This window comes from Planobispora longispora, assembly GCF_016863135.1.
Lineage (GTDB): Bacteria > Actinomycetota > Actinomycetes > Streptosporangiales > Streptosporangiaceae > Planobispora > Planobispora longispora.
Map to the genome: position 1 here is coordinate 99,709 of NZ_BOOH01000009.1, position 26,374 is coordinate 126,082.

General features: G+C 72.6%; 22 protein-coding genes. 14 read left to right on the forward strand and 8 right to left on the reverse strand.

What is annotated here, in order from left to right; translation table 11 throughout:
• Positions 1-45: 45 nt before the first annotated feature.
• A complete protein-coding gene (locus Plo01_RS04575; RefSeq protein WP_203889206.1) occupies positions 46-1,803 on the forward strand; it encodes a substrate-binding and VWA domain-containing protein in 1,758 nt (585 codons plus the stop codon).
• Positions 1,804-1,889: 86 nt separating this feature from the next.
• On the opposite strand, the gene Plo01_RS04580 is transcribed toward Plo01_RS04575, so the two are convergent.
• Together Plo01_RS04580 and cofD are read right to left on the reverse strand one after the other, a co-directional pair.
• Positions 1,890-3,212 carry a coenzyme F420-0:L-glutamate ligase gene (locus tag Plo01_RS04580; RefSeq protein ID WP_203889207.1) on the reverse strand — a complete coding sequence of 441 codons (1,323 nt, stop codon included), beginning with the start codon at positions 3,210-3,212 and terminating at the stop codon, positions 1,890-1,892.
• Positions 3,209-4,192, reverse strand: coding sequence for a 2-phospho-L-lactate transferase (gene cofD / locus Plo01_RS04585; RefSeq protein ID WP_203889208.1), 984 nt, complete (start codon positions 4,190-4,192; stop codon positions 3,209-3,211). The genes Plo01_RS04580 and cofD overlap by 4 nt, the downstream gene beginning before the upstream one ends.
• Positions 4,193-4,581: 389 nt before the next feature.
• Here cofD and Plo01_RS04590 point away from each other — a divergent pair, with 389 nt between their 5' ends.
• The 4 genes from Plo01_RS04590 to Plo01_RS04605 all read left to right on the forward strand — a co-directional run bounded on the left by Plo01_RS04590 (position 4,582) and on the right by Plo01_RS04605 (position 11,786).
• A complete protein-coding gene (locus tag Plo01_RS04590; protein ID WP_203889209.1) occupies positions 4,582-6,561 on the forward strand; it encodes a hypothetical protein in 1,980 nt (659 codons plus the stop codon).
• 246 nt (positions 6,562-6,807) lie between these two features.
• A complete protein-coding gene (locus tag Plo01_RS04595; RefSeq protein WP_084779585.1) occupies positions 6,808-7,068 on the forward strand; it encodes a WhiB family transcriptional regulator in 261 nt (86 codons plus the stop codon).
• A gap of 351 nt (positions 7,069-7,419) precedes the next feature.
• On the forward strand, positions 7,420-10,347 hold the full coding sequence (locus Plo01_RS04600) for a glycosyltransferase family 2 protein (protein ID WP_203889210.1): 2,928 nt from the start codon (positions 7,420-7,422) through the stop codon (positions 10,345-10,347).
• A complete protein-coding gene (locus tag Plo01_RS04605) occupies positions 10,344-11,786 on the forward strand; it encodes a DUF5719 family protein (protein ID WP_203889211.1) in 1,443 nt (480 codons plus the stop codon). Before Plo01_RS04600 ends, Plo01_RS04605 begins: the two co-directional genes overlap by 4 nt.
• A 34-nt stretch (positions 11,787-11,820) precedes the next feature.
• Here the strand turns inward: Plo01_RS04605 and Plo01_RS04610 are convergent, their stop codons facing one another.
• Complete coding sequence (locus Plo01_RS04610; protein ID WP_239315879.1) at positions 11,821-12,279, reverse strand: metallopeptidase family protein; 459 nt, start codon at positions 12,277-12,279, stop codon at positions 11,821-11,823.
• Between the two features lie 161 nt (positions 12,280-12,440).
• On the opposite strand from Plo01_RS04610, the gene Plo01_RS04615 reads away from it, so the two are divergent.
• The 5 genes from Plo01_RS04615 to Plo01_RS04635 are packed head-to-tail and all read left to right on the forward strand — an operon-like array spanning position 12,441 to position 16,499.
• Positions 12,441-12,809, forward strand: a complete 369-nt coding sequence (locus Plo01_RS04615; protein ID WP_203889212.1) for a DUF3499 domain-containing protein — start codon at positions 12,441-12,443, stop codon at positions 12,807-12,809.
• 49 nt (positions 12,810-12,858) lie between these two features.
• Complete coding sequence (locus Plo01_RS04620; protein WP_203889213.1) at positions 12,859-14,235, forward strand: phosphomannomutase/phosphoglucomutase; 1,377 nt, start codon at positions 12,859-12,861, stop codon at positions 14,233-14,235.
• 4 nt (positions 14,236-14,239) lie between these two features.
• Positions 14,240-14,413 (forward strand): Trm112 family protein, encoded by a 174-nt coding sequence (locus tag Plo01_RS04625; protein ID WP_203889214.1) that lies wholly within the window; start codon positions 14,240-14,242, stop codon positions 14,411-14,413.
• Positions 14,410-15,516 (forward strand): bifunctional phosphoglucose/phosphomannose isomerase, encoded by a 1,107-nt coding sequence (locus tag Plo01_RS04630; RefSeq protein WP_203889215.1) that lies wholly within the window; start codon positions 14,410-14,412, stop codon positions 15,514-15,516. Before Plo01_RS04625 ends, Plo01_RS04630 begins: the two co-directional genes overlap by 4 nt.
• 44 nt (positions 15,517-15,560) lie before the next feature.
• Complete coding sequence (locus Plo01_RS04635; protein ID WP_203889216.1) at positions 15,561-16,499, forward strand: cation diffusion facilitator family transporter; 939 nt, start codon at positions 15,561-15,563, stop codon at positions 16,497-16,499.
• Between the two features lie 75 nt (positions 16,500-16,574).
• Here Plo01_RS04635 and Plo01_RS04640 read toward each other — a convergent pair whose 3' ends face one another.
• The 3 genes from Plo01_RS04640 to Plo01_RS04650 are packed head-to-tail and all read right to left on the reverse strand — an operon-like array spanning position 16,575 to position 18,936.
• Positions 16,575-17,255 carry a response regulator gene (locus tag Plo01_RS04640; protein WP_203889282.1) on the reverse strand — a complete coding sequence of 227 codons (681 nt, stop codon included), beginning with the start codon at positions 17,253-17,255 and terminating at the stop codon, positions 16,575-16,577.
• Positions 17,256-17,308: 53 nt separating this feature from the next.
• On the reverse strand, positions 17,309-18,490 hold the full coding sequence (locus Plo01_RS04645; RefSeq protein ID WP_203889217.1) for an ATP-binding protein: 1,182 nt from the start codon (positions 18,488-18,490) through the stop codon (positions 17,309-17,311).
• A gap of 41 nt (positions 18,491-18,531) precedes the next feature.
• A complete protein-coding gene (locus tag Plo01_RS04650; protein WP_239315880.1) occupies positions 18,532-18,936 on the reverse strand; it encodes a MerR family DNA-binding transcriptional regulator in 405 nt (134 codons plus the stop codon).
• A 102-nt stretch (positions 18,937-19,038) separates the two neighbouring features.
• Here Plo01_RS04650 and ahcY point away from each other — a divergent pair, with 102 nt between their 5' ends.
• Entirely contained in the window at positions 19,039-20,466 is a 1,428-nt protein-coding gene (gene ahcY, locus Plo01_RS04655; RefSeq protein ID WP_203889218.1) for an adenosylhomocysteinase, read from the forward strand.
• A 193-nt stretch (positions 20,467-20,659) separates the two neighbouring features.
• Entirely contained in the window at positions 20,660-21,901 is a 1,242-nt protein-coding gene (locus tag Plo01_RS04660) for an adenosylhomocysteinase (protein WP_203889219.1), read from the forward strand.
• Between the two features lie 120 nt (positions 21,902-22,021).
• Here Plo01_RS04660 and Plo01_RS04665 read toward each other — a convergent pair whose 3' ends face one another.
• A complete protein-coding gene (locus Plo01_RS04665) occupies positions 22,022-22,666 on the reverse strand; it encodes a DUF305 domain-containing protein (RefSeq protein WP_203889220.1) in 645 nt (214 codons plus the stop codon).
• A 311-nt stretch (positions 22,667-22,977) separates the two neighbouring features.
• Here Plo01_RS04665 and Plo01_RS04670 point away from each other — a divergent pair, with 311 nt between their 5' ends.
• Positions 22,978-24,366, forward strand: coding sequence for an LVIVD repeat-containing protein (locus tag Plo01_RS04670; RefSeq protein ID WP_203889221.1), 1,389 nt, complete (start codon positions 22,978-22,980; stop codon positions 24,364-24,366).
• A 64-nt stretch (positions 24,367-24,430) separates the two neighbouring features.
• Here Plo01_RS04670 and Plo01_RS04675 read toward each other — a convergent pair whose 3' ends face one another.
• On the reverse strand, positions 24,431-25,297 hold the full coding sequence (locus tag Plo01_RS04675) for an RDD family protein (RefSeq protein WP_239315881.1): 867 nt from the start codon (positions 25,295-25,297) through the stop codon (positions 24,431-24,433).
• Positions 25,298-25,376: 79 nt separating this feature from the next.
• On the opposite strand from Plo01_RS04675, the gene Plo01_RS04680 reads away from it, so the two are divergent.
• Positions 25,377-26,369, forward strand: a complete 993-nt coding sequence (locus tag Plo01_RS04680; protein WP_203889223.1) for a stage II sporulation protein M — start codon at positions 25,377-25,379, stop codon at positions 26,367-26,369.
• Positions 26,370-26,374: the final 5 nt, after the last annotated feature.

The window sequence follows — 26,374 nt, forward strand, 5'->3', positions numbered from 1 at the left end:
GGGGTTCATTGGGAGAATCGTCACCCCCTGACGAGAGGTCCAAGCGTGTCCACCCCCGGTCGGCACCGCGTGGCCGCCGGCGCCGAGAGGCGCCGTCGGCAGGCGCGCCAACGTCTCACGCTCATCGTGGCCGCGGTGACGGTCGCCCTGGCGGGGGCCGTGGTGCTCACGCTGGAGCAGGTGGACGGCCCCTGCTCCGGTGACTCGGTCCTGGTCGACGTCGCCGCCGCGGTGGACATCGCGCCGACCGTGATGGAGGTGGCCGAGCGGTTCAACGCCGCCCGGGTCGAGGCCGAAGGCCGGTGCGTCCTGGTGCAGGTCACCGAGCAACCGCCGGCCACCGTGCTGCGGACGCTGATCGGGGGCACCGCGGGCGTGCTCGCGGCGCGCCCCGACGGGTGGATCTCCGACTCCTCGGCCTGGATCCGGCTCGCCCGCAAGCAGGGCGCGGAGGACATGGCGGGCACCGAGACGGTGGTGGCCACCTCGCCGCTGGTCTTCGCCACCCGCAAGTCCCTCGCCGACCGTTTCGCGGTCGGCAGGACCGAGATGAACTGGAGGATGGTCTTCCCGGCGACCACCCGGGGCCGGATCGCGCCCAACGAGAACGAGCCCGACGTGGTCCGCGTCCCGGACCCGTCGCTCGCCGGGGCCGGCATCGCCACCGTGGCCGCCGCCCGGGACGTGGTGGGCACCGGGCCCGAGGCCGACCAGGCGCTCACCGCGTTCGTCCGCTGGGCCCAGGCGGGAGCCGCGCCCGACTACCGGAGCATGGTCGAGGCGATCGACCAGCGCTCCTTCTGGCAGCGGCCGGTGGTGATCGTCCCCGAGCAGTCGGTGTGGTTCCACAACCGGCGGCCGTCCGCCGACCCGCTCGTCGCGCTCCACCCCCGCGAGGGGACCATCAACCTCGACTATCCCTACGTGGTCACCTCCGGCGACCCGGCCAAGGCGAGCGGGTCGCGGGCCTTCGCCTCCTGGCTCCGCTCCCCGGAGACCCAGGAGGCGGTACGGCGGGCGGGCTTCCGCTCGGCCGACGGCACCAAGGCCCCCTACTCGCCCGGACCGGAGATCCCGACCGACATCCCCCGGACCCGCCCCACCATCGTGCCCGCCCGGGTCGACGAGGCGCTGGAGGCGTGGAGCAGGCTGGCCCCGCCGACCAACATCCTGGTGCTGGCCGACACCTCCCGGCGCATGGCCGAACCGATCAAGGGGGAGCGCGGCAAGACGAAGCTGTCCGTGGCGCTCGACGCCGCCCGCCTGGGCCTGCAGCTGTTCCCCGACTCGACCCACATGGGCATGTGGGAGTTCGCCGACGGCAAGGGCTCCGGCGACGACCAGCGGGAGCGGGTGAAGATCGGCCCGATCAACGAGCCGGACGGCGGGCAGGTCATCCGGCGCAGCCGGCTGGAGGAGCTCACCCGGACCGTGCGCGCCGACCGCGACCGGTCGAGCTCGCTGAACGACTCGGTCCTGGCCGGGTTCCGCGAGGTGACCAACGCCTACGACGAGCAGATGAACAACACCCTCCTGATCATCACCTCGGGCAAGGACGACGGCAGGGGGATCTCCAGCACGGAGCTGCTGCGGACGCTCCGCGACGAGTGGGACCCGCAGTACCCCGTCCAGATCGTCGTCCTGGCCTTCGGCGACGACGTCGACCGGGACACGCTCTCCCAGGTGGCCACGGCCACCAACGGCTCCCTGCACGTCGCCACGGAACCCGGCGAGATCATCGACGTCTTCCTGTCCGCCCTGGCCCGCCGCCTGTGCCACCCCACCTGCCGCAAGGCGTCCTGACCCCACGGCCGGAGCCCGCGAACCTCTCGGTCCGCCATCGCCGGCATGCCGGCTTCCGGTAAAACGCGGAAATCGATCTCCGCGTTTTACCGGGTGACGATGAAGTCGGCGGCCTTCCTGGGGGCGCGGTCGCGGGGCGGGGCGGCGGGGCGGCCGATGGCGACGGCGCCCATGGGGTCCCAGGCGTCCGGGAGGTCGAGCACCTCGCGGACCACCTCGCGGCAGAACATCGTGGACGACACCCAGGCCGAGCCGAGGCCCTCGACCGCGAGCTGGACCAGGAAGTTCTGCACGCCCGCACCGGTCGCGACCACGAACATCTCCCGCTCGGCGGCGTTGCGGCGCCCGTCGCGGTAGGTGTGCGAGCCCTCCATGACCAGGCAGGGGATCGCCAGGTAGGGCGCGTTGCGCAGCACGTCGCCGCGCCTGACCCGCTTGGCGATCGACTCCTCGGAGAAGCCGTCGCCGCGCAGGTCGGCGATCCACGCCTCGCGCATGGCGTCGAGCAGCTTCTCGCGGATCTGCGCCGACTCCAGCAGCACGAACCGCCACGGCGTCGTGTGGTGCGGGGCGGGCGCGGCGATCGCGGCGTCCACCGCGCGGCGGACCTTGGCGCCGTCGACCGGCGCGGGGGAGAACTCGCGGATGGTACGGCGGGCGAAGACCACGTCGCGGGAGCCGTACCGGAACATGTCGTCCTCGGACTGGCGGACCAGCTCGCGGATGCCGGGGCCGTCCTCCTGGGTGGTGTACTCGGTCATGCCCCGGATCACCGCCACCGGGGTCTGCGCCAGCTTGCCCTTGACCAGGTCGCCCGCGGCGGCGAACTCGTCGGCGATGGCGGTCAGGGTGACCTCCAGCGCGTTGCCGTGGTCGTCGGACAGGCCCCGGTAGTCGAGCATGGGGGGCACTCCGGCGACGCCGATGGCGAGGTCGGTCTGGCCGTTGCGCCAGGGGCGGCCGAAGGTGTCGGAGACGACCACGCCCACCCAGACGCCGAGGCGCTCGGCGATGCCCGCGCGCAGGGTGCGGGCGGAGGCGTCGGGGTCGGCGGGCAGCAGCACGACGGTGCCCGGCTCGGTGTTGGAGGCGTCCACCCCGGCGGCGGCCATGACGAAGCCGTGGGAGGTCTGGGCGATCACGGTCTCGCCGCGCCGGGCGACGACCCGCTCGGTCTCGGCCGCGATCGCCTCGGCGCGGCCGTCGCCCCGGCGGGTCCGGCCCTCGGCCTTGCTCATCACCTTGGAGGTGACCACGAGGACGTCGCCGTCGCGCAGGTCGGGGCAGGCGGCGACGATCAGCTCGGCGAGGTCGTCGCCCTCCCGCACCTCGGGGATGCCGTTGACCGCGAAGACCTCGATGCGGACCTCGGCGGGGTCGTCCTTCCGGAATCGGCGGATCCTGCTCATCGCGCGTCCTCCGGAGCCGGGGCCGCCGGGGTCCCGGCCGGGGTCCGGGCGATCTCGGCGGCCAGGTCGAGCGCGGCGCGTGCGATGGCGGCGGCGGACTCGACGTCGTGCATGATCAGCGGGCGGGCCTGGACCCGGACGCCGTCCAGGGCGACCCCGGCGTCCTCTTCGGCGACCAGCCAGCCGTTGATCAGCGGCGAGCCGTACAGCTCCAGGACGGCCTGGGCGGTGGTGTCCACCCCGATCGCGGTCAGGCAGGCGTCGGCCATGCCGCGGACCGGGGCGCCGCCGACGATCGGGGAGACGCCGACGACGGTCTTGCCCTCCAGCGCCTCGCGGATTCCCTTGATCTGCAGGATCGTGCCGATGCTGACCACCGGGTTGGAGGGCGGGAGGATCACGGCGTCGGCGTCGGCGATCGCCTGGAGCACGCCGGGGGCGGGCCGGGCCTCGTCGGCGCCGACCAGAATGATCTGCTCGGCCGGGAGCGAGGCGCGCAGGCGGACCCACCACTCCTGGAAGTGCACGGCCCGGCGGCCCCGCTCATCGGTGATCACGACGTGGGTCTCGGTCCGGTCGTCGCTCATCGGGATCAGCCGCACGCCCGGCTCCCACCGCGCGCACAGCGCCTCGGTGACCGCCGAGAGCGGGTAGCCGGCGTCGAGCATCTGGGTGCGGACGATGTGGGTGGCGAAGTCGCGGTCGCCCAGGCCGAACCACTGCGGCTCGACGCCGTAGGCGGCCAGCTCCTCCTTGACGGCGTGCGACTCCTTGTCGCGTCCCCAGCCCTGCTCCTCGTTGATGCCGCCGCCGAGGGTGTACATCACCGTGTCGAGGTCGGGGCAGACCCTCAGCCCGAAGAGGGTGATGTCGTCACCGGTGTTGCCGATGACCGTGATGTCGGCGTCGGGGGCCGCGGCGCGGAGGCCGCGCAGGAAACGGGCGCCGCCGATTCCGCCGGCGAGGGACACGATGCGCATGGCGACCAGTCTCCCACTGGCGGATGACGGGACTGCTCGGAGGGGCGCGGGAAGATCCGCGCGAAGGATCCCGGGGGAGCGGGCGAAGGGGCGCGGGCGGCGCGGGAGAGGGGGCGCCGGGGCCATCTTGTCGTGATCGTTATATGGGCTGTCTGCGCTGGCAGGGTTGCCTCACCCTGTGCCCAAATTGTTCCCAGATGTGGTTGATGGGATACTTGTGCAATTAATGAGCTTACCGGGTCCACTGAAACCAAAGTCGGGCATGTGTAAAACTTGGCCCGGGTTTACCCGAGGACCCTCTGGGGGTAGTTGTGATCAATGTCGAGGCTGGCCGACTCCGTGAACCGGCCGCGTGGCTCATGGTCGCCGCGTCGTCCATCGGCGTCCTTGTGGACATCAAGCAACTGCTCTTCGGCGAGTCGACGTTCGGCGGCGGATCCTTCGCGCTCCGCGCGGCCGTGTACCTGCCCCAGCTGGTCTCGCCGGTGACCATCGCCCTGCTCGTCGGGGCGGTCCTGCTGGCGGGCAACGTCGGCCCGGCGATCGCCCGGCTGAAGATCATGGTCTACGTGGCGGTGGGCACGCTCGCACTCGCGGTGCTCTTCGGCACGATCGGGTTGCTGGGCGGGCTGTTCGGCGGCGCGACCGATTTCCTGGAGAAGGTCGAGTTCCTCCTGCGGAGCCTCCCGCTGCTCGGACTGGGCGCGCTGGCGCTGCTCTACCTGCTTCCCAAGGCGATCCCCGCCAGGGCCGGGACCGGCGGGGTCCCCTTCACGGCGGCCCCGGCGGGCTTCCGTCCCGACGGCGGCCTCGGCGGCCTCGGCGGGCACCCGCAGGAGTACCAGCAGCCCTACGCCCCCAACGCCGGGGGACCGGTCCCCGGCCAGCCGCAGCAGGCGCCCTTCCACGGTCAGCCGCAGCAGGCCCCCTTCCCCGGCCCGCAGGCCGCTCCCGCCTTCCCGCAGGAGCCCGCGGCCGGAGGATTCCCGCAGGAGCCCGCGACGACGGCCTTCCGGCAGCAGGAGCCGGCCGCTCCGGCTCCCGCCCAGCCCTACAGCCCTCCCGCGCTCCCGCCCGCGCCGGCTCACTCCACCCCCGAGTCGTACGGCGCCCAGCATTCCGGCTACGGCCAGGCCCCGGCGGAGCCCGCGGAGCAGCAGCCCTACACCCCCAGCCCGTACGTCGCGGCGGACGTCCAGCCCCCGGCCCCGGTCAAGCCGTACGAGCCGCCGGCCGGCGTCTACGGCGCGCCGATCGAGCAGGCGCAGCCGGTCCAGCACGGGTACGCCGAGCCGCAGCAGGCCTACTCCTCGCAGGCGGAGCAGGCCTACGCCCCGCAGGCCGACCCGCAGATCTCCCCCTACCAGCCGTCTTCGACGGAGCCGCAGCTCTCCGGCTACGCCTCCCCGTCCGACTCCTCCTTCTCGGCGCCCTACACGCCGTCGCCGACGGACCCGCGGGCTTCGCAGCAGCTGCCGTCCTACGGGTCGCAGGAGGCTTACGGATCGCAGGAGCAGTACGGATCGCAGGAGTCCTACGGGTCCTCGCACGAGCAGCAGGCCCCGTACTACCCGGCGCAGCCCGAGGCCGCCCCGGCGCAGCCGTACACGCCCGCGGACAGCCAGCCCCGCCTGCCCTTCGACAGCCAGGCGTCCTTCCCGCAGCCGCCGGACAACTACGGCCAGCCGCTGACCGGGTACTCCGGCGCGGAGTTCGCGCGGCAGGCGGCGGAGGCGGCTCCGCAGTACCCCGACGCGGCCCCGCAGTACCCGGATGCGGCCCCGCACTACTCGGTGCCCGATCCGATGGACGCCCGCTCCCAGCAGATCGCCCACGCCTACCAGCAGGCGGAGAGCTACCAGCAGCAGGCGTACGGCGCCGCGGAACCCTCCTACGGGGCCGAGCCCCAGTACGGCGGCACCGAGCCGCAGCTGCGCCTGCCGGAGTACACCGCCTCCCAGCCGGGCACGGGCTACGACCAGCAGTCTTCGGGCTACGACCAGCAAGCCCCGGCCTACGACCAGCAAGCCCCGGCCTACGACCAGCAGTCTTCGGGCTACGACTCCTCCTTCGGGCAGGCGCAGCCTCCGCAGACCGCGCCGCAGTGGGAGACGCCGCCCGCCGACGCGACGCTCCGCTTCGACCCGGGCGCCTACCGGGCGGACCCGCTCGGCGGCCCGGCCCCGGCGGCTCACTCCGCTCCGGCGGCGTCGTCCTGGGAGTCGCCCCAGCCCATCGACCCCACGGCGATCTACACGCCGGAGCGTTCGGGACAGGCAATGGGTGAGGAAACCGGTGATAGAGAAAGGGTGGGCCCCGGTCAGGAGCAGAGCACGTCCTGGTACGGTTCCGACCGCAGGGAGCACTGAACACTCCAGGTGATCGTCACGATCACCTGGAAGGGCCGCCGCAGTCGCAGGCATGCGATTCAGGACCGGGGAGAGCGGGTCTTTCCCCGGATACCGGCATGCCGCTTGACGTCACGCCGGGTACACGCGTGTAATTAGGCGCACGCGTGAAATTACAAGCGTGTTGTTACGCCTCCCTCCGGGTGGGTAAGGGGGAGGCGTTCATAAGGGGGGCTCCATTGCGGGCGGGCGGCAGGGAGGTGTGCAGTGGCCGACCTGGTCATCGCACAGGACAGCATCGCTGAAGAGCAGCTTGGCTGGCAGGAACGCGCGCTGTGCGCGCAGACCGATCCGGAGGCGTTCTTCCCGGAAAAGGGAGGATCGACCCGGGAGGCCAAGAAAGTATGCCGTTCGTGTGAGGTTCGTGCTGAGTGTCTGGAATATGCACTTGAGCATGATGAGCGGTTCGGCATCTGGGGTGGGCTTTCCGAGCGGGAACGCCGCCGGATCAAGCGTCAGGCCGTCTGAGAGGGCGACGCCTGGCAGGTGAAGGTCATCCGGGACGTCCGGCGAGGACACCTGGCGATATCTCGATGAGGTCACGCGGCTGACGCCGCGTGGCCTTTTCCGTCTTCCCCGGCCTTGTTCCATCCCGTCCTGTTCCCTCCCCGTCCTCTCCCGCCCGGGACTTCATCCGCGGCGGGAACGACGGGGAGGCGCGGGCGACGGCGAGGGACGGCTGCGGATAGCCAGATGACCGGGGATAACACGGGATAGCAGGGGATTTCGTCTGGCTGGACTTTATTCGGGATATATCGCCGGATATAAGGTGCCGTATGGTAGTCGTCCTGATCACCCCCCTCGCGAACCCCGGGACGCATGCCCAGCACCGACTCCTCCCCCCTCCGCCACACCGTCACCGCGATCGTCGTCTCCCACGACGGGACCCGCTGGCTGCGGGAGACGCTCGACGCGCTGTTCCGGCAGACCCGGCCGGTGGACCGGATCGTCGGGGCGGACAACGGCAGCCGTGACGGCAGCGCCGCGCTGCTGAGGGAGGTCCTCGGCCCGCAGGCGGTGCTCACCCTCCCGCGCTCCACCGGCTTCGGCGAGGCCGTCGCGGAGGTGCTCGACCGGCTGGACCCCGCGGGCGGGCGCGAGTGGATCTGGCTGCTCCACGACGACTGCGCCCCGGACGCGTGGGCCCTGGAGACCCTGCTCGACGCCGCCGACGCCGACCCCCGCACCGGGGTGCTCGGGCCCAAGCTCCGCGACTGGCTGGACCGGCGGATCCTGCTGGAGGTCGGCGTCACCGTCGACCGCACGGGCCGCCGCGACACCGGGCTGGAGCCCCGCGAGTTCGACCAGGGACAGTATGACGGCGTCCGGGACGTGCTCTCCGTCTCCACCGCCGGGATGCTGATCCGCCGTGACGTCTGGGAGGAGGTCGGCGGGCTCGACCCGTTCCTGTCGATCTTCCGGGACGACCTGGACCTGTGCTGGCGGGTCAGGTCGGCCGGGTACCGGGTGCGCAACGTCACCCGCGCGATCGCCTGGCACGCCGAGGCCGCCCACCGGCGCCGCCGCCGCATCACCGTCAGCGGCGACCACCCCCGCCGTCTGGACCGCCGCAACGCGATCTTCGTGGTCCTGGCGAACCTGCCGTTCTGGCCGATGATGTGGGCGCTGCTGCGCAACGCCGCCGGATCGTCCTTCCGCGCCCTCCTGTTCCTGCTGGCCAAGCAGCCCGCCAACGCTCTGGACGAGATCGTCGCGCTCGGCTCGGTGCTCGCCCATCCGGTACGGATGATCAAAGCCCGCAGAGCCAGGGCCCCGGGCAGGAAGGAGAACCACCTCGCGGTCAGGCGGCTGCTCACGCCGCCGGGCGCGGGTTACCGGCGGCTGGTGGACCGGGTCCAGAGCTACCTGGCCGGGTCGGGGTTCGTGGAGTCCACCGGACGGCACCAGGCGGCGGGCCCGGCGGAGGAGGGCGACGAACTGCTCGCCGACGACGCCGGGAACGCCGGGATGATGTGGCGGGTCCTGCGCAACCCGGGCACGGTGCTCTTCCTGGTCCTCCTCGTGATCACGTTGGTGGCCGGGCGCGGCCTGGTCGGCGGGGCCCGGCTGGGCGGCGGCGCGCTCGTCCCGGTGATCGGAGGGGCGGGGGACCTGTGGGCCCTCTACACCGAGGGGCGGCACGGGGCGGGCCCGGGAGGCGAGGGTTGGGCCCCGCCGTACGTCGCGGTGCTGGCCATGCTCTCCACGGTGCTGTTCGGCCAGACCTGGCTGGCGGTCTCCCTGCTGCTGCTCGGCTGCGTCCCGCTGGCCGGGGCCGCGGCCTACGCGGCGACCCGGTCGCTGGTCCCCGGCCGGTCGGCCCGCGTCTGGCTGGCGTCCTCCTACGCCCTGCTCCCGGTCGCCACCGGGACGATCGCCGCCGGGAGGCTCGGCACCGCCGTCGTCTTCGTCCTGCTGCCGGCCTACGCGGCCCTGGGCGTCACGGTGTTCACCGGCGAGGGCCGCCAGGCCCGCCGCGCCGCCTGGGCCCTCGGTCTCCTCCTCGCGACCGGCACGGCCTTCGTCCCGCTCGTCTATCCCCTCATGCTGCTTCTCGGAGTCCTGGCCACGCTGGCCTTCCCCCGCAGGGGAGCCGGCCTCTCGGCGGCGATCGTGTTCGGCGTGCCGGCGGCGCTGCTGCTGCCCTGGCTGGCCGAGGTGGTCGCGGATCCCGGGCGGCTCCTGCTGGAGGCCGGACTCCACCGGCCCGACCTGACCGACCCGGCGCTGCCCGCGGCCTCCCTGCTCCTGCTGAGTCCCGGCGGTCCCGGGACGCCGCCGCTCTGGGCGACCGGCGGCCTCGTCGCCGCCTGCCTGGCGGCCCTGCTCGCGCGCGGGAACCGGACGGCCGTCGCGATCGGCTGGGGCGTGGCCCTGCTGGGGCTGCTGGCAGCCGTACTGGTCAGCCGGATCCCGGTCGCCTCGGTCAACGGCGACGCCGTGGGTCCCGCCTGGCCCGGCGTCCCGCTGGCGGTGGCCGCCCTCGGGATGCTGACGGCGGCCGCGCTCACCGCGGGCCGCGTCCGCGGACTCCTCGGAGCCCGCGGGACCAGAGGGGGCCGCGGAGCTCGCGGAGCCCGGGGAGCCCGCGCCGCCGGGCCGCGCCGGGCCGCCGCGCTGCTGGTCGTGGCCGCCGCGGTCGCCACGCCGCTGCTCGCGGCGGGCCTGTGGGCCGCCTCCGGCGTGACCGGGCCGGTCAGCGGGGACGTGCGCGAGGTGATGCCCGCCTCGGCCGCCGCCGCCTCACGGAGCGGGGAACGCATCCTGCTCCTGCGCTCCGAAGGCCGCGGCGGGGGTCTGGTCTTCACCGTCCTGCGCGGCCGTACCCCGATCATCGGGGAGGCCGACATCCCCTCGCCCGCCGGCCCCCGCGAGCTGGTCGGCGTGGCCGCGGCCGGGCTGGTCTCGGGCCGGGGCGGCGACGACGCCCGGGTGCTGGCCGCCCACGGCGTGCGGCTCGTGGTGGTGGCCGCGCCGGTGGACCCGGCGGTCGGCCGCGCCCTGGACTCCCAGCCCGCGCTGGCCAGGGTGAGCCTGTCCGAGCGGGGCGGGGTGTGGCGGCTCACCCAGCCCATCGCGACCCCGGCGGCCCCGCAGGAGGACCCCTGGCGGGTCCGCTGGCTCTGGGCCCAGGCGCTGATGACGCTGCTGGTCGCGATCCTGGCCGCGCCCGGCTCGCGAGCCGCCGACCGCGAGGTCGTCCCGCGGGAACCGCCCGAGACAACGAGGGAGCTGGCGCCCCGGTGAAGCACCTGATCGACAACCGGTTCGGCCCGCTGGCCCTGGTGCTGGCGGCCATGCTCGCCCTGTACGGCGTGGCCGCGGTCACCCGGCCCGCCCCGGCCGCCGAGCCGGCGCCCGGTCCGCGGAAGGTCCCCGTGGCCGCCGTGACGACCGTCTGCCCCGACCCGGCCGGAGCGCAGATCGGCGTCGTCACGCCGCCGGGGGGCGAGGTCGTCGCCCCGGGCGAGGCGCGGATCGAGGCCGCGGACAAGGTCCTGGACACCCTGAACGAGCCGGGGCGGCTCTGGCACGAGACGGCGCCCGACGGGACCGGCCCGGTGACGGTGACCGCCACCGGGAGCAGCGCGGCGGGGCTGGAGTCGGCCCAGACGCGCAGGGAGACCTCCGGCAGGCACCGGGGGCTGGCCGGGACGCGATGCGCGGAGCCGGCCGCGAGCACCTGGCTGGTCGGACCGGGGCCGGCCGCCGCCGACGTCACGCTGCACCTGGCCAACGCCGACCTCGCCACGGCCGTCGTGGAGATCCTGGTCTACTCGGGCGAGGGGCAGGTGGTCGGCGAGGCCGGAGGCATCCTCACGCTGGGCCCCGGCGAGAGCCGCACCCTCGACCTCGCGGACCTGGCCCCCTCCCCCCTCGTCATGGCCGTGGAGGTACGGACCGGTCCGGGCCGCGTCACCGCCGCGGCCCGCGCCGTCATGCGCGGGGGCAAGGGCGTCGACTGGCTGCCCGCCGCCGCGCCCCCGGCCACGCGCGTCGTGGTGCCGGCCGTGCCCGGCGGCGGGGGCGGGCGCGAGCTGCTGGTCGCCACCCCGGCCGAGGTGGACACCCTGGTCGAGGTCAAAGCCCTCACCCCGGACGGGACCTACGCGCTCAAGGGCCGCGAGCTGGTCGAGGTGCCCGCCGGGTCCGTCGCGACGGTCGATCTGTCCGAGGGCGTCGGCGGCCAGCCCGCCGCGCTCGTCCTCACCTCCGACACGCCGATCGTGGCCGGGGTGGTCGCCACCGGGACGGGAAAGGAACCCGACGTGGCCTTCACCGCCGGGACGGCCCCGATCGACCTGGGCAGCGTCGTGGCCGACAACCGCACGGGCAAGAAGAAGAGCTCCCGGCTGCTGCTGGCCGCGCCGGACACGGCCGGCAAGGTGAGCGTGCAGGTGCTGCCGCGCTCGGGGGAGGCGCCCGAGCCGTTCGAGCTGGCCGTCGCCGCCGCCCGCGTCGAGGAGGTCGAACTGCCCGAGATGGACGGCGCCTTCGCGGTGGTGGTGCTGCCGCTGCCGGGATCGGGGCCGGTGTACGGCGGGCGGGTGATGGACGAGAAGATCGAGGACGGGCTCGCGCTGACCGTCCAGCCGCTGGCGGCGGCCCGCATGTGGGCGCTGGTCCCGCCGGTCGGCGAGTCCGCGGCGGTCGTCCTGCCCCGGGACGTGTCAGACGCCCCCTGACCGGGCGCCGGCCGGCCGGGAGCCCGGCGGCCGGTCAGTCGCGGTCGCCGCCGTACCCCGGGTCCACGGACTCGGGGGAGAGGCCGAGGAGCCCGGCGACCTGCTCCACCACGGTGTCGTGCACCATCGCGCCGAGCTGGTCGCGGTCGCCGGCGCGGGCCTCCAGCGGGCGGCGGTAGACGATGACGACGGCGGGGCGCTTGCCGTCGGCGGGCTCGGCCCGGCCGAACGGGATGGGCTCGCCGGTGAGCAGGCCGGGGCCGTCGCCCAGATCGGCCGCCGGCGGCACCTCCTCGACCGCGAACTCCACGGAGGCCAGCTGCCGGCCCCAGCGGGGCTTGAGGCGGTCCACGGCGTCCAGGACGAGGTCGTCGAAGCGTTCGCTGCGGGCCTTGGCGATCGGCACGTGAGAGGGCGCCAGGGGGCCGCGCATGCCCCGCCCGTGGCGGTCGCGCCTGCGGGGGGAGCGGGGTCTTCCGGGTGCCGGGCTCACGAGCCCAGCTTAGGGTGTGTTTCCTAGATCGTCTTGCCTGGCGGAGCCGTACGGGAGGAAAGGGAGGAAACGTCGTGACAGGTGTCCGAATTGTGGCGACACGCTCGTTAAGAGCGCTCAGATAGTGGCGCCCCGGACGCTTACCGGATACGGTCACCACCGTGAGCCCCGTCCGCCGCTGTTCCCGCACCGCGTGCAGTCAGCCTGCCGTTTTCACGCTCACGTACGTCTACGCCGATTCGACCGCTGTTCTCGGGCCCTTGGCAACGTACGCCGAGCCGCACTGCTACGACCTGTGTGCCGAACACGCCGAGCGGCTGACCGCACCGCGCGGCTGGGAGGTGGTCCGCCTGCCCACGGAGGGCGTGCCGCCGAGCACGGACGACCTCGAGGCCCTCGCCAACGCGGTGCGCGAGGCCGCCAGGCCCGCCCCGGCGGGGGGCGCCGAGCCGGTCGGCCAGGCCGTCGAGATCGGGCGGCGCGGACATCTGCGGGTGCTCCGTTCGGCGCAACCTCAGCGTGACCGCTGAACCCTCTAGGGTGGGTTCGGCAGAAACGACACCGAGGGGCGGAGCTGGAGTGGGCGACCTCGCCAGGATCTTCAAGGCGTACGACGTGCGCGGCGTCGTGCCGGACGAATTCGACGAGGCGACCGCGGAGGCGGTCGGAGCCGCCTTCGTCGAGGTGATCGGGGCGGGCAAGCTCGTGCTGGCCCACGACATGCGCTCCTCGTCCGAGCCGCTGGCCGCCGCGTTCGCCCGGGGGGCGACGGCGCGGGGCGCCGACGTGGTCCACGCGGGCCTGGGCTCCACCGACCTGCTCTACTACGCCAGCGGCAGCCTCGGGCTGCCCGGCGTGATGTTCACCGCCAGCCACAACCCGGCCCGCTACAACGGGATGAAGATGTGCCGCGCGGGCGCCGTCCCGATCGGCGGCGACACCGGGCTCACCGAGATCCGCGACCGGGCCGCCGAGATCCTGGCCTCGGGCGCCGCCGGCACGGGCGCTGTGAGCTCCGGCACGGCCGCCGGGGGATCGGTCGAGCGCCGGGACCTGCTCCGGGGCTACGCCGACCACCTGCGCGGCCTGGTCGACCTGTCCGGCATCCGGCCGCTGAAGGTCGTGGTGGACGCCGGCAACGGCATGGGCGGGCACACCGTCGGGGCCGTCTTCGCGGGGCTGCCCGTCGAGCTGGTCCCGCTCTACTTCGAGCTGGACGGCTCCTTCCCCAACCACGAGGCCAACCCGCTCGAGCCGGAGAACCTGCGCGACCTGCAGAAGGCCGTCGTCGAGACCGGCGCGGACATCGGCCTGGCCTTCGACGGCGACGCCGACCGCTGCTGGGTCGTGGACGAGCACGGCGCGTCGGTCTCCCCGTCCGCCGTCACCGCGCTGGTCGCGGCGCGGGAGCTGGTCAAGCACCCGGGCTCGGTGATCATCCACAATCTGATCACCTCGCGGAGCGTCCCCGAGATCGTCGCCGAGCGCGGCGGCACGCCGGTGAGAACCCGGGTGGGCCACTCCTTCATCAAGGCCGAGATGGCCAGGACCGGCGCCGTCTTCGGCGGCGAGCACTCCGCCCACTACTACTTCCGGGACTTCTGGTTCGCCGACTCCGGCATGCTGGCCGCGCTGCACGTGCTGGCCGCGCTGGGCGAGCAGGACCGGCCGCTCTCGGAGGTGCTGGCCGAATACACCCGCTACGCCGCCTCCGGTGAGATCAACAGCACCGTCGCCGACCAGGCCGCCGCGGCGGCCCGGGTCCGGGAGGCCTTCGCCGCCCGCGACGGGGTCACCTTCGACGAGCTGGACGGTCTGACCGTGTCCGGCCCCGGATGGTGGTTCAATCTTCGTCCGTCCAACACCGAGCCGCTGCTCCGGCTGAACGCCGAGGCGGCCGACGAGAATCAGATGGCGGCCGTCAGGGACGAGGTCCTGGCCGTCGTGAGGAGCTGACCGAGTGAAGATCGACGACTGGCTGCTGGAGATCCTGGCCTGCCCCAGTTGCAAGTCCCCCCTGCGCGCCGAACCGGAGACGGACGAGCTGGCCTGCACCTCCACCGCCTGCGGGCTGGTCTATCCGGTCCGCGACGACATCCCGGTGCTGCTGGTGGACGAGGCACGGAAGCCGTGACCTGGGACGCCGACCGGCTCGACGACTCCGCCGGGCTGAGTGACGGCGATCCCGGCGGGATGTTGCGGGCGGTCGCGGGTTCGGCGGCGCAGATACGCACCTCCTACCGGGCCGCCCGCGAGGCGGGCGTGCCGTCGCTGGCCGAGGGCGGCCGTCCCCGGGCCATCGTGGTCGCGGGGATGGGCGGCTCGGGCATCGCCGGAGAGGTCCTGGAGGCGGTGTGCGGCAACGGCGCGCCGCTGCCGATCGTGACGGTGCGCTCCTACCGGCTCCCGGGCTGGGTCGGGGTGGCCGACCTGGTCGTCGCCGTGTCCTGCTCGGGGACCACCGAGGAGACGATCGCGATGGCGACCGACGCGGTGCGCCGCGGGTGCCGCCTGCTGGCGGTGGGAGCCGCCGGCTCGCCGCTGGAGGAGGTCGCCCGGCAGGCGGGCGCGTCCTTCGTGCCCATCGCGACCAACGGGCAGCCGCGCGCCGGGATGTGGGCGCTGTCGGTCCCGCTGATCGTGGCGGCCGCCGGCATGGGCCTGGTCGAGGCGGACGAGTCCGTGTTCGAGACGACGGCCGCGCGCCTGGAGGAGATCGCCCACCGCTGCCGCCCGGCGAGCGAGTCGTTCATCAACCCCGGCAAGTCGCTGGCCGCGGAGATGGCCGAGACGGTGCCGATGATCTGGGGGTCCTCCCGGCTGGCCGCGGTCGCGGCCTACCGCTGGGCCTGCCAGCTCAACGAGAACGCCAAATACCCGGCGATCTGGGGCGAGATCCCGGAGGCCAACCACAACCAGGTGGTGACCTTCGACGGGCCGCTGGCCGAGCGGGACATCTTCGCCGACGAGGCGGGGCGGACGCTCCGGCTGTTCGTCCTGCGCGACCTGGAGGAGCACCCGCAGGCCGCCCGGCGGCGCGAGGTGTCGGTGCGGCTGGCGCAGGATCGGGGCGTGCCGGTCACCGAGATCACCGCGGAGGGGCTGCACCCGCTGGAGCGGCTGGCCACGCTGATCGGGGTGGGCGACTACGCGAGTACGTACCTCGCCCTCGGGTACGGCATCGATCCGACCCCGGTATCAGCGATCAATGAACTCAAGGCCAGAATCTCCCAATAGGATCCTGTCTTGATTTTTCCTGAATTGATGGAGTGGAGGCTGCCGTGAGCGCGAGCGGCGGTACAAAGGCGATCGTCGCGGCATTGGCCGCAAACCTGTCAATCGCCGCGGCGAAGTTCGTGGCCTTCGTCTTCACCGGTTCGTCGTCGATGCTCGCGGAGTCCATCCACTCCGTGGCCGACTCGGGCAACCAGGCGCTGCTGCTGCTCGGCGGCAAGCGGGCGGCCCGCGAGCGCACCCCCGAGCACCCCTTCGGCTACGGTCGCGAGCGCTACTTCTACGCCTTCGTGGTGGCGGTGGTGCTGTTCACCATCGGTGCGGTGTTCTCGCTGTACGAGGGCTGGCACAAGATCTCCCACCCGGAGAACATCAAGTCTCCGCAGTGGGCCTTCGGCGTGCTGATCTTCGCGATCATCGCCGAGACCATCTCCTTCCGCACCGCGATCAAGGAGTCGAACGCGGTCCGCGGCAACCAGTCCTGGATCGCGTTCATCCGGCGGTCGAAGTCCCCCGAGCTGCCGGTCATCGTCCTGGAGGACCTCGGCGCGCTGCTCGGCCTGATCTTCGCGCTGTTCGGCGTGACCATGGCCGTCGTCACCGAGAACGGTGTGTGGGACGGCGTCGGCACCCTGATGATCGGTGTCCTGCTCGCGGTCATCGCGGTCATCCTGGCGATCGAGACCAAGTCGCTGCTCATCGGCGAGGGCGCCGGCCCCGAGGTCGAGAGGAAGATCTGCGACGCCCTGCAGGGCGCTCCCGAGATCACCCGGATCATCCACATGCGCACGCTGCACCTGGGCCCGGAGGAGATCCTGGTCGCCGCCAAGATCGCGGTGGAGCACGACGACACGGCCGCCGACATCGCCCGCGGCATCGACGAGGCCGAGCGCCGCGTCCGCGAGGCCGTGCCGGAGGCCCGCGTCATCTACCTGGAGCCCGACCTGTACCGGACCGGCGCCACCGCCGGCTCCGGCCCCGCCTGACCTCCGGATCCTTCCGGCCGGACGCCGTACCGCCCGCGGGTGGTACGGCGTCCGCCGTCGAGGGGCCGCGCCGGTTCAGGAACGCGGCAGGACGAGGCCCGTCTCGTAGGCGTGGATCACCGCCTGGGTGCGGTCGCGCAGGCCGAGCTTGGCCAGCAGCCGGGCGACGTGGGTCTTCACCGTGTGCTCGGTGACCACCAGCGCGGCGGCGATCTCGGCGTTGGACAGGCCCTGGGCGATCAGGCGGAGGACCTCGCTCTCACGCGGGGTCAGGGGGTCGCCGTCCGCCCGGGGCCGCCGCCGCTGCCGGGCGAACTCCGAGATCAGCCGCCGGGTGATCCTCGGGGCGAGCAGCGCGTCGCCCCGGGCCACCGTGCGGACCGCCTCGGCCAGGTCGTTCGCCCGGACGTCCTTGAGCAGGAACCCGCTCGCCCCCGCGGTGAGCGCGTCATACACGTAGTCGTCCAGGTCGAACGTAGTGATCATGATGATCCTGGTCGCCTCGGTCTCCAGGATCCTGCGGGCCGCCTCGATCCCGCCCATCTCCGGCATCCGGATGTCCAGCAGGGCGACGTCCGGACGGGTGTCCCGGGCCAGCAGCACGGCCTGCGCGCCGTCCGGGGCGGTGCCCACCACGGTGATGTCGGGCTGGGCGTCGAGCACCGCCGCGAACCCGCGCAGCACGATCGGCTGATCGTCGGCGACGAGCACGCGGATCGGCCCGGCCGGAGCCCCGGGCCCCGCGTCCGAGCTCATCCCGGAGGCCGGGCGGCCGGCGGCGGATCCGGCCGGAGAACGGTCGGCGGCGGTCATTCCAGGGGGAGTCCCGTCTGGATCAGGAAGCCGCCGTTCGGGCCCGCTCCGGCGGTGAACCAGCCGCCGAGGGCGAGCGCCCGCTCGCGCATCCCGACCAGCCCGTGCCCGCCGTCGGTCTCCCCGGCCTTCTCGGAGGGGCCGGGGCCGTTGTCGGCGATGCGCAGGACCAGCAGGCCGGGGCGGTAGACCAGCTCGATGGAGACGCGGGCCCCGGGCGCGTGGACGCGGGCGTTGGTCAGCGCCTCCTGGACGATCCGGTAGGCCGAGACGTCCACGGCCTGCGGCACCTCGACCTGCTCGCCGACCACGTCCAGGTCGACCTCGCCGTCGTGCTGCCCGATCAGCTCGGGCAGCCGCGCCAGCCCCGGTTGCGGCGCGGTCTCCGGGGCGGAGGGGATGTCGGCGCGGAGCACGCCGAGCAGGCGGCGCATCTCGGTGAGGGTGCCGCGGGCGCTCGCCGCGATCTCGGCGAACTCCTGCTTCGCCCGCTCGTCGAGGTCGGGGATGGTGTAGGGCGCGGTCTCGGCCTGGACGGCGACCATCGAGATCGAGTGGGCCACGATGTCGTGCATCTCCCGGGCGATCCTCGCCCGCTCGGCCATCGCCGCCTGCTCGCGCAGGGTCTCCAGGTTGTCCGCCCGCACCTCCTTGATCTCCGTACGGCTCCGCCGCACGTCCGCCACGAGCGCCGTCGCCAGGGTCACGCTCAGCAGGACGATCACCATGAAGCCCAGGTCCCGCAGGGACGAATACGAAGCCGAGGAGAAGAACACGAAAACCGCGACGGCGCCGAGGAGGAGCACGCCGACGCCCGCCGTCAGGGCCCAGGCGGCCCCGCGGCCGATCCGGCGCAGGATCGTGTAGAAGGAGAGAACACCCGCGATCACGACGGCGACGGGAGGCTCGCGCACGCCCGTCAGCACCAGCCCGGCGGCCCCGATGAGGGTCAGCGTGACGGCCAGCCACGGCTGGGGGCGGCGGATCGCCAGCGGGGCCGTGGCCAGCAGGGCGGGCAGCGTGGCCAGGGACGAGTGGTCCGCCGCGACCTCCAGGAACGCGGTCATCGCGAGGGCGGCGGCCACGACGAGGTCGGTGAGCGGTGACGAGACGACGCGCCCGATGTCGAAGGCGGCCACCTGCTCTTCGGCCCGGCTCAGCTTGGTGGTGACGTTCATGGGATGAATCCTCCTGATTCCCCCGGAGGCTGTCGTCACTCCTAGGAGCGATCTGGCAGGCGGCGGTCCACGTGGCCGGCGGGCTCGGCGCCGTAGCCGGGCCGGACGGGGCCGGTGCGGCCCTGGAGCAGGCGCAGGGCCTTCTCCTTCTCGAAGTCCAGGGCGCGGCGCGGAGCCTGCAGGCGGCCGATCCGCAGGCCCAGATCCCGTACGGCCTGCGCGACGGCGGGCTCGCTCAGCACGCGCAGGGCGAAGGCCAGCTCACCGGGGGAGATGTCGAAGCGCCGCTCCAGCTCCACGCCCTGGGCCACGGCGGACAGCTCCTCGGAGCCGAACCGGCGGTGCGCCCCCTGCTCCCGGACCGGGGGGAGCAGGCCCAGCGACTCGCGGTAGCGCAGCATCCTGGGGGACATGCCCAGCCGCTTCGCGGCCTCGGTGATTCGCATTCTGACAATTCTATGTCAGTTTAGGCACGGGAAAAGTGCGTCCGGTGGTCCAGCGAGTTTAGACTCGCATGCGTCGACTTCCGGGTAGAGGGGTAATCACACATGGACTTCAAGGTCGCCGACCTTTCGCTTGCGGCCTTCGGGCGCAGGGAGATTCAGCTCGCCGAGCACGAGATGCCCGGTCTGATGGCCATCCGCAAGGAGTACGCCGCCGCGCAGCCGCTGGCCGGGGCGAAGATCATGGGCTCGCTGCACATGACCATCCAGACCGCCGTGCTCATCGAGACGCTGGTCGCGCTCGGCGCCGAGGTCCGCTGGGTGAGCTGCAACATCTTCTCCACCCAGGACCACGCGGCCGCGGCCGTCGTCGTCGGTCCCGAGGGCACCCTCGACGACCCCAAGGGCGTCCCGGTCTTCGCCTGGAAGGGCGAGACCCTGGAGGAGTACTGGTGGTGCACCGAGCAGGCCCTGAACTGGCCCGGCGGTGACGGCCCCAACATGATCCTCGACGACGGCGGCGACGCCACCCTGCTCGTCCACAAGGGCGCCGAGTACGAGAAGGCCGGCGCCGTCCCCAGCGCCGCCGAGGACGACCCGGAGGAGTGGCGGATCATCCTCGATCTGCTCCGCCGTACCGTCACCGAAGAGAAGAAGTGGACCGAGATCGCCTCGCGCATCAAGGGCGTCACCGAGGAGACCACCACCGGCGTCCACCGCCTCTACGAGATGTTCAAGGCCGGCACGCTGCTCTTCCCGGCGATCAACGTCAACGACTCGGTGACCAAGTCGAAGTTCGACAACAAGTACGGCTGCCGCCACTCGGTCATCGACGGCCTCAACCGCGCCACCGACGTGCTGATCGGCGGCAAGGTCGCGGTCGTGTGCGGCTACGGCGACGTCGGCAAGGGCTGCGCCGACGCGCTGCGCGGCCAGGGCGCCCGCGTGATCGTCACCGAAATCGACCCGATCTGCGCGCTCCAGGCCGCCATGGACGGCTTCCAGGTCACCACCCTGGAGGACGTCGTCGGGATCGCCGACATCTTCGTCACCACGACCGGCAACTTCAACATCATCACGGCCGACCACATGGCCCGGATGAAGCACAACGCGATCGTGTCCAACATCGGCCACTTCGACAACGAGATCGACATGGCCGGCCTGGCGAAGATCCCCGGCATCGTCAAGCAGGAGGTCAAGCCGCAGGTCCACACCTGGACCTTCCCCGACGGCCACTCCATCATCGTGCTCGCCGAGGGCCGCCTGATGAACCTGGGCTGCGCCACCGGCCACCCGTCGTTCGTCATGTCCAACTCGTTCACCAACCAGGTGATCGCCCAGATCGAGCTGTTCACCAAGACCGAGGAGTACCCGGTCGGCGTCTACGTGCTGCCCAAGCACCTGGACGAGAAGGTGGCCCGCCTCCACCTCGACGCGCTGGGCGTGAAGCTCACCGAGCTCACCAAGGCCCAGGCCGACTACATCGGCGTCCCGGTCGAGGGCCCCTACAAGCCCGACCACTACCGCTACTAGGCCGTCAGGCCGTAGCCGACACGAGACCGAATGCGCCGGGGCCCTCGCAGACCTTGCGGGGGCCCTCGGCCCATCCGAGGCGCGCGGGGCCCCACGGCCCTTCCCGGGCCGTTGCGGACCGCCGTCCCGGCCCACGGGTCCACCGGGACGGCGCAGGGCTCACAGGGCCGTCGAGGGCTGTCAGGGGGAAGACGTGGACAACGCGCTGAGGGAGGCCGGGGAGCGCCGGATCGACTGGGCGACGCGGGCGATGCCGGTGCTCACCGCGATCGGGGCGCGGTTCGCGGCCGACCGGCCGCTGGAGGGCCTGCGGATCGCCGCGTGCCTGCACGTGACCGCGGAGACCGCGGTGCTGATGGGCGCCCTGCGGGCCGGGGGCGCGGAGATCGCGCTGGCGGCCTCGAACCCCCTGTCCACCCAGGACGACGTCGCCGAGGCGCTGGGTGAGTACGGGATCGCCGTCCACGCCCGGGCGGGGGTCGACCGGGACACCTACTACCGGCACATCCACCGGGCGCTCGACATCGCCCCGGAGATCGTCCTGGACGACGGCTGCGACCTGGTGAACATCCTGCACACCGAGCGGACCGAGCTGCTCGACGGGGTCGCCGGGGGATGCGAGGAGACCACGACCGGCATCATCAGGCTCCGGCAGATGGCCGCGGAGAAGGCGCTGCGGTTCCCGATGGTCGCGGTCAACGACACCCGCACCAAGCGGATGTTCGACAACCGGTACGGCACCGGCCAGTCCACCCTCGACGGCATCATGCGCGCCACGAACACCCTGCTGGCGGGCAAGACCGTGGTGGTCGCCGGGTTCGGCTACTGCGGCCGGGGCGTGGCCGAGCGGGCCAGGGGGCTGGGCGCCCGGGTGGTGGTCACCGAGATCGACCCGGTCAAGGCCCTGGACGCCTCGCTGCAGGGGTACGAGGTGCGGCCGATGGCCGGGGCCGCGCCCGTGGGGGACGTGTTCGTCACGGTCACCGGGAACCGGGACGTGATCAGGGGCGAGCACCTGGCCGCGATGAAGGACGGCGCGATCCTGGCCAACGCGGGCCACTTCGACGTCGAGATCGACGTGCGCGCCCTGGAGGAGCTGGCGCAGGCCGTCCACCACGGGGTGCGCCCGAACACCGACGAGTACGTCCTGGCCGACGGCCGCAGGCTCCTGCTGCTGGCCGAGGGGCGCCTGGTCAACCTGACGGCGGCGGAGGGGCATCCGGCCGCGGTCATGGACATGTCCTTCTCCGCGCAGGCGCTCGCGGTGGCGTGGCTGGCCCGGGAGCGCCCGCGGCTGGAGGCCGGGGTCTACGACGTCCCCGAGGAGGTGGACGTGGAGGTGGCGCGCCTGAAGCTGGCGGCGACCGGGATCGAGGTGGACGAGCTGACCGGCGAGCAGGAGCGGTATCTCCACTCCTGGCGGGCCGGATCCTAGGATCCGCCTCCCGGCTGGGACCCGGCCCCGCCCGGCCGAGGCTCGGCCTCCGGCGAGGACCCGGCCCGGGTCTGGGCCCGGTCTCCGGTCAGGACCCGGTCCCGGCCGCCCGCACGGGGCCTACGACGCTCCCTGGATCTTGAGCATGCGGCGGATCTCGGCGGCCTGCGTGGAGCTGACGTCGTTCGCGAGCTCCCAGATCTTGATGTCCGACCCGCCGCCGATGACCTGCTGGGACATCGTGATCGCCCCCTGGTGGTGGGCGATCATCAGCTGGAGGAAGAGCCGGTCGAAGTCCTCGCCCGAGGCGGACTTCAGGGCCTCCATCTGCTCGGGGGAGGCCATCCCGGGCATGCTCCCGTGCCCGACGTGGTGGCCGGGAACCCGCTGTCCCTGCTGCTGCAGCCAGGAGGTCATGAACTGGATCTCCGGCGCCTGGGCGTCCTTGATGCGCGAGGCGAGACCCTTCAGCTCCGCCGACCCGGCGCGGGAGGGGGCCAGCAGCGCCATGTCCAGGGCCTGCCGGTGATGGACGATCATGTCCTGGACGTACTTCACGTCCACGGCGTTGACGACCTGGGCGGGCACGAGCGTGGCGGCCTCCTCGGGGGCGGCCGTCCGGGCGGGCTCGCCGGGCCTGCCGGGGACGAGGATCGGCGCGGTCGACCCGGCGGCGGGCCGCCGCTCGGGCTCGGCGGTGCAGGCGGACAGGGACACGACGAGCGAGAGGGTGGCGATGGCCACGGGGATGAGCGCCGCGCGCACCCGGCCTCCTTCGGGGTGGGGTCCGTGCCCTGCAACCTAACCCCAGAGGATCCGGCGGGTAAAGACGGGCGGTCCAGAAGGTTCCCGCGGCGGGGCGCCGACGGCGGACGCGGGCTCTGCCAGGGCTTCCCACGCCGCTCGGAGATCATCGTGTCGCGCGGCCGTAAACCGTATAACTGTCAACTGCCAGGGTAAAGGTGTCAAAGTAGATGTTTCTCCTTACAGGGTGATGTCTGGTTCTTCTGACGGGTGAGGCTGACAATTTGGGTCGTTTCTGCGCGCTTTTTCTCCTTTCTCCCAGGAGGCCCCGAGTGCTCACCCTCCGAAGAACCGGCCGCGCCCTCGTGACGGCCGCGGCCGCCATCGCGTTACTCGCGCCCGCCGTGCCGGCCCAGGCGGCGGAGATCCCGCCGCCGGACCAGATCGTCACCAGCCCCAACGTCTCCCACGTGAAGACGGTGGCCAAGCCCGAGGGGCTGACGACCACCATCAACACCGACATCGCCTTCCAGGACGGTTACGCCTACGTCGGCAACTACGGCGGCTTCGCCATCTACGACGTCCGCGACCCGAAGCAGGCCAAGGTCGTCAGCACCGTCGTCTGCCCCGGCTCGCAGATGGACGTGTCGGTCTACGGCGACCTCCTCTTCAGCGCCGTCGACTCCTCCCGCAACAACGACTCCTGCAGCAGCACCGCGCAGGACGCGTCGATCAAGGAGTCGTGGGAGGGCGTCCGGATCTTCGACATCAGCGACAAGGCCAACCCGAGGTACATCAAGTCCGTCGAGACCAACTGCGGCTCGCACACCCTGACCCTGGTCCCGGGCAAGGGCTGGGACCGGCGGCGCAACGTCTACCTCTACGTCTCCTCCTACCGGCCGGCCGCCAACTTCCCGGACTGCCAGCCGCCGCATGACAAGATCTCCGTCATCAAGGTGCCGCTCAGGAACCCGGAGGCCGCCGCCGTCGCCGCCACCCCCGTGGTCTTCCCCGACGGCGGCAACGAGACCCAGCCGGGCCTGCTGCTGCCCACCAGCGGCTGCCACGACATCACCGTCTACGCCGAGAAGGACATCGCCGCGGGCGCCTGCATGGGCGACGGCGTGCTCTTCGACATCTCCGACCGGCTGAACCCGGTGGTGACGGCCCGGGTCACCGACCCGAACTTCGCGTTCTGGCACTCGGCGACGTTCAACAACTCGGCCACCAAGGTCGTCTTCACCGACGAGCTGGGCGGCGGCAGCGGAGCCACCTGCAACGAGGCCACCGGCCCGAACCGGGGCGCCGACGCCATCTACGACATCGTCAAGGGCCAGCTCGTCTTCAAGAGCTACTTCAAGATCTCCCGCCACCAGGCCGACAACGAGAACTGCGTCGCCCACAACGGCTCGCTGATCCCGGTCAAGGGCAAGGACATCATGGTCCAGGCCTGGTACCAGGGCGGCATCTCGATCTGGGACTTCACCGACTCGACCAGCCCGAGGGAGATCGGGTTCTTCGAGCGCGGGCCGGAGACCACCCCCGGCGGGGGCGGCATCTGGTCGGCCTACTACTACAACGGTTACATCTACGGCAGCGACTTCCACAAGGGACTCGACATCGTCTCGATCAAGGACAGGCTCACCGACCCGGCGCGCAGGGTCCGCGTGAACCGGCTGAACGTGCAGACGCAGGAGTCCTACCACGGCCACCACTGGTAACCGGCCGCGGCGGACATGAGGGGGCGGCGGGCATCCCGCCGCCCCCTCGGCGTGCTCGCGGGTCTCAGGCGGGCGGCGCGAAACCCCCGCCCGCGGGGCCGTGCGGCCGGGCGGGCCGCCCGGGCACGGCGGCGTAGGACGGCTGGACGGGGAGGTACGGCGCCGCGGCGGCGGTGCGAGCGGAGGCGCGGCGCAGCAGCCGCTGCAGATGACGCTCGCGGCGCTCGGCCAGGACGGCCGAGATGTAGGCGTGCGGCGGCACACCCGGCGGCGGGGGCGGGGAGACGAAGGCGGCCATCCGGGCCGCGACCCGCGTCCCCATCTCGTGCTGGACGGCGGGGGAGAGATCGCGCTGGCGCGCGAGGTACTGCCGGGCGGTGTGGATCAGGTCCTCCGGCAGCTGGGACAGCTCCAGCCGCGCCGCCCACCCGGCCAGCTGCGGCGGCATCTGCGGGGGCGGGCCCGCGTTCCGCGGGCCGCGCTCGGAGATCACCATCGTCCCGGCGAAGACGTCGCCGAGCCGCTTGCCCTTGGGGGAGACGAGCGAGCAGATGACGGCCGGGCCGCCGCTCAGGGTGTAGACCTCGACGAATCCCGCCAGCGCCCGGAAGAGCGCCTGCCGGAACAGCTCGGGGCTGCCGTCGTCTCCCACCACCCGCAGCCCGAAGGCGAGCTTGCCCAGGGTGCGCCCGCGGGTCAGCGTCTCCGTCAGCACCGGGTATCCGACGAACACCAGCACCGTGAACAGGATCAGGAGCGCCGTCAGCAGCGCGGAGTCCACGACGGTGATGGTGCTGGACAGGAGGAAGTAGACGGCGATCATCGCCACCGTCTGGACGAGGAAGTCGAGCAGGAATGCCGCCACCCTGATCGGCAACTGCGCGATCTGCACATCGACGACGACCGCGTCACCAGTTACCAGATCGGACACACCGTCGACCTTACCGTCTGCCGCGAACCGCGGAGATGCCGCGTGGCGGTTTCCGGAGCGCGGACAATAGGCTCGGAACGTGGACATCGATGCATTCGTGACCGCCCATCAGCCGACATGGGACCGCCTGGAGCAGCTGGTGAAGCGGCGCCGGTCCCTCGACGGGGCCGAGATCGACGAGCTGGTCGAGCTCTACCAGCGGGTCGCGACGCACCTGTCCATCGTGCGCTCGTCGTCACGCGACCCTCTGCTGGTCGGGCGGCTCTCGTCCCTGGTCGCCAGGGCCCGCTCGGCCGTCACGGGGGCGCACGCCCCCGCCTGGCGGGAGTTCGCCAGGTTCTGGACGGTCTCCTTCCCGGTCGTCGCCTACCGGGCCTGGCGCTGGTGGCTGGGGGCGACGCTCGTCTCGACGGCGATCGCCGTGATCATGGGGGCGTGGGTGGTGAGCAGCCCCGAGGTGCAGGCGGCCGTCGGCACCCCCGAGGAGATCCGCCAGCTCGTCGAGCACGACTTCGCCGACTACTACAGCGAGAACCCCGCGGGCTCCTTCGCCGCGCAGGTGTGGGTGAACAACGCCTGGGTGGCGGCGCAGTGCATCGCGTTCTCCGTCCTGCTGGGCGTCCCCATCCTGTACGTCCTGCTGATGAACGCGCTCAACGTCGGGGTCACCGGAGGCGTGATGATCGCGGCGGGCAAGGGCGACGTCTTCTTCGGGCTGATCACCCCGCACGGACTGCTGGAGCTCACCGCCGTGTTCCTCGCGGCCGGGGTGGGCCTGCGGCTCGGCTGGACCGCGATCGATCCGGGACCGCGACCGCGCGGGCAGGCGCTGGGCGAGCAGGGGCGCGCGGTCGTGAGCGCCGCGCTCGGCCTGGTCGTCGTGCTGCTCGTCTCGGGCCTGATCGAGGCGCTGGTCACACCCTCCCCGCTGCCCACCTGGGCGCGCATCGGCATCGGGGTGGCCGCCGAGGTCGTCTTCATCGCCTACATCGTGTACTTCGGGCGCCGGGCCGCCCGCGAGGGGGAGAGCGGCGACGTCGAGCGAGCCCCGGACGTCGCCCCCGCGTCCTGATCGCG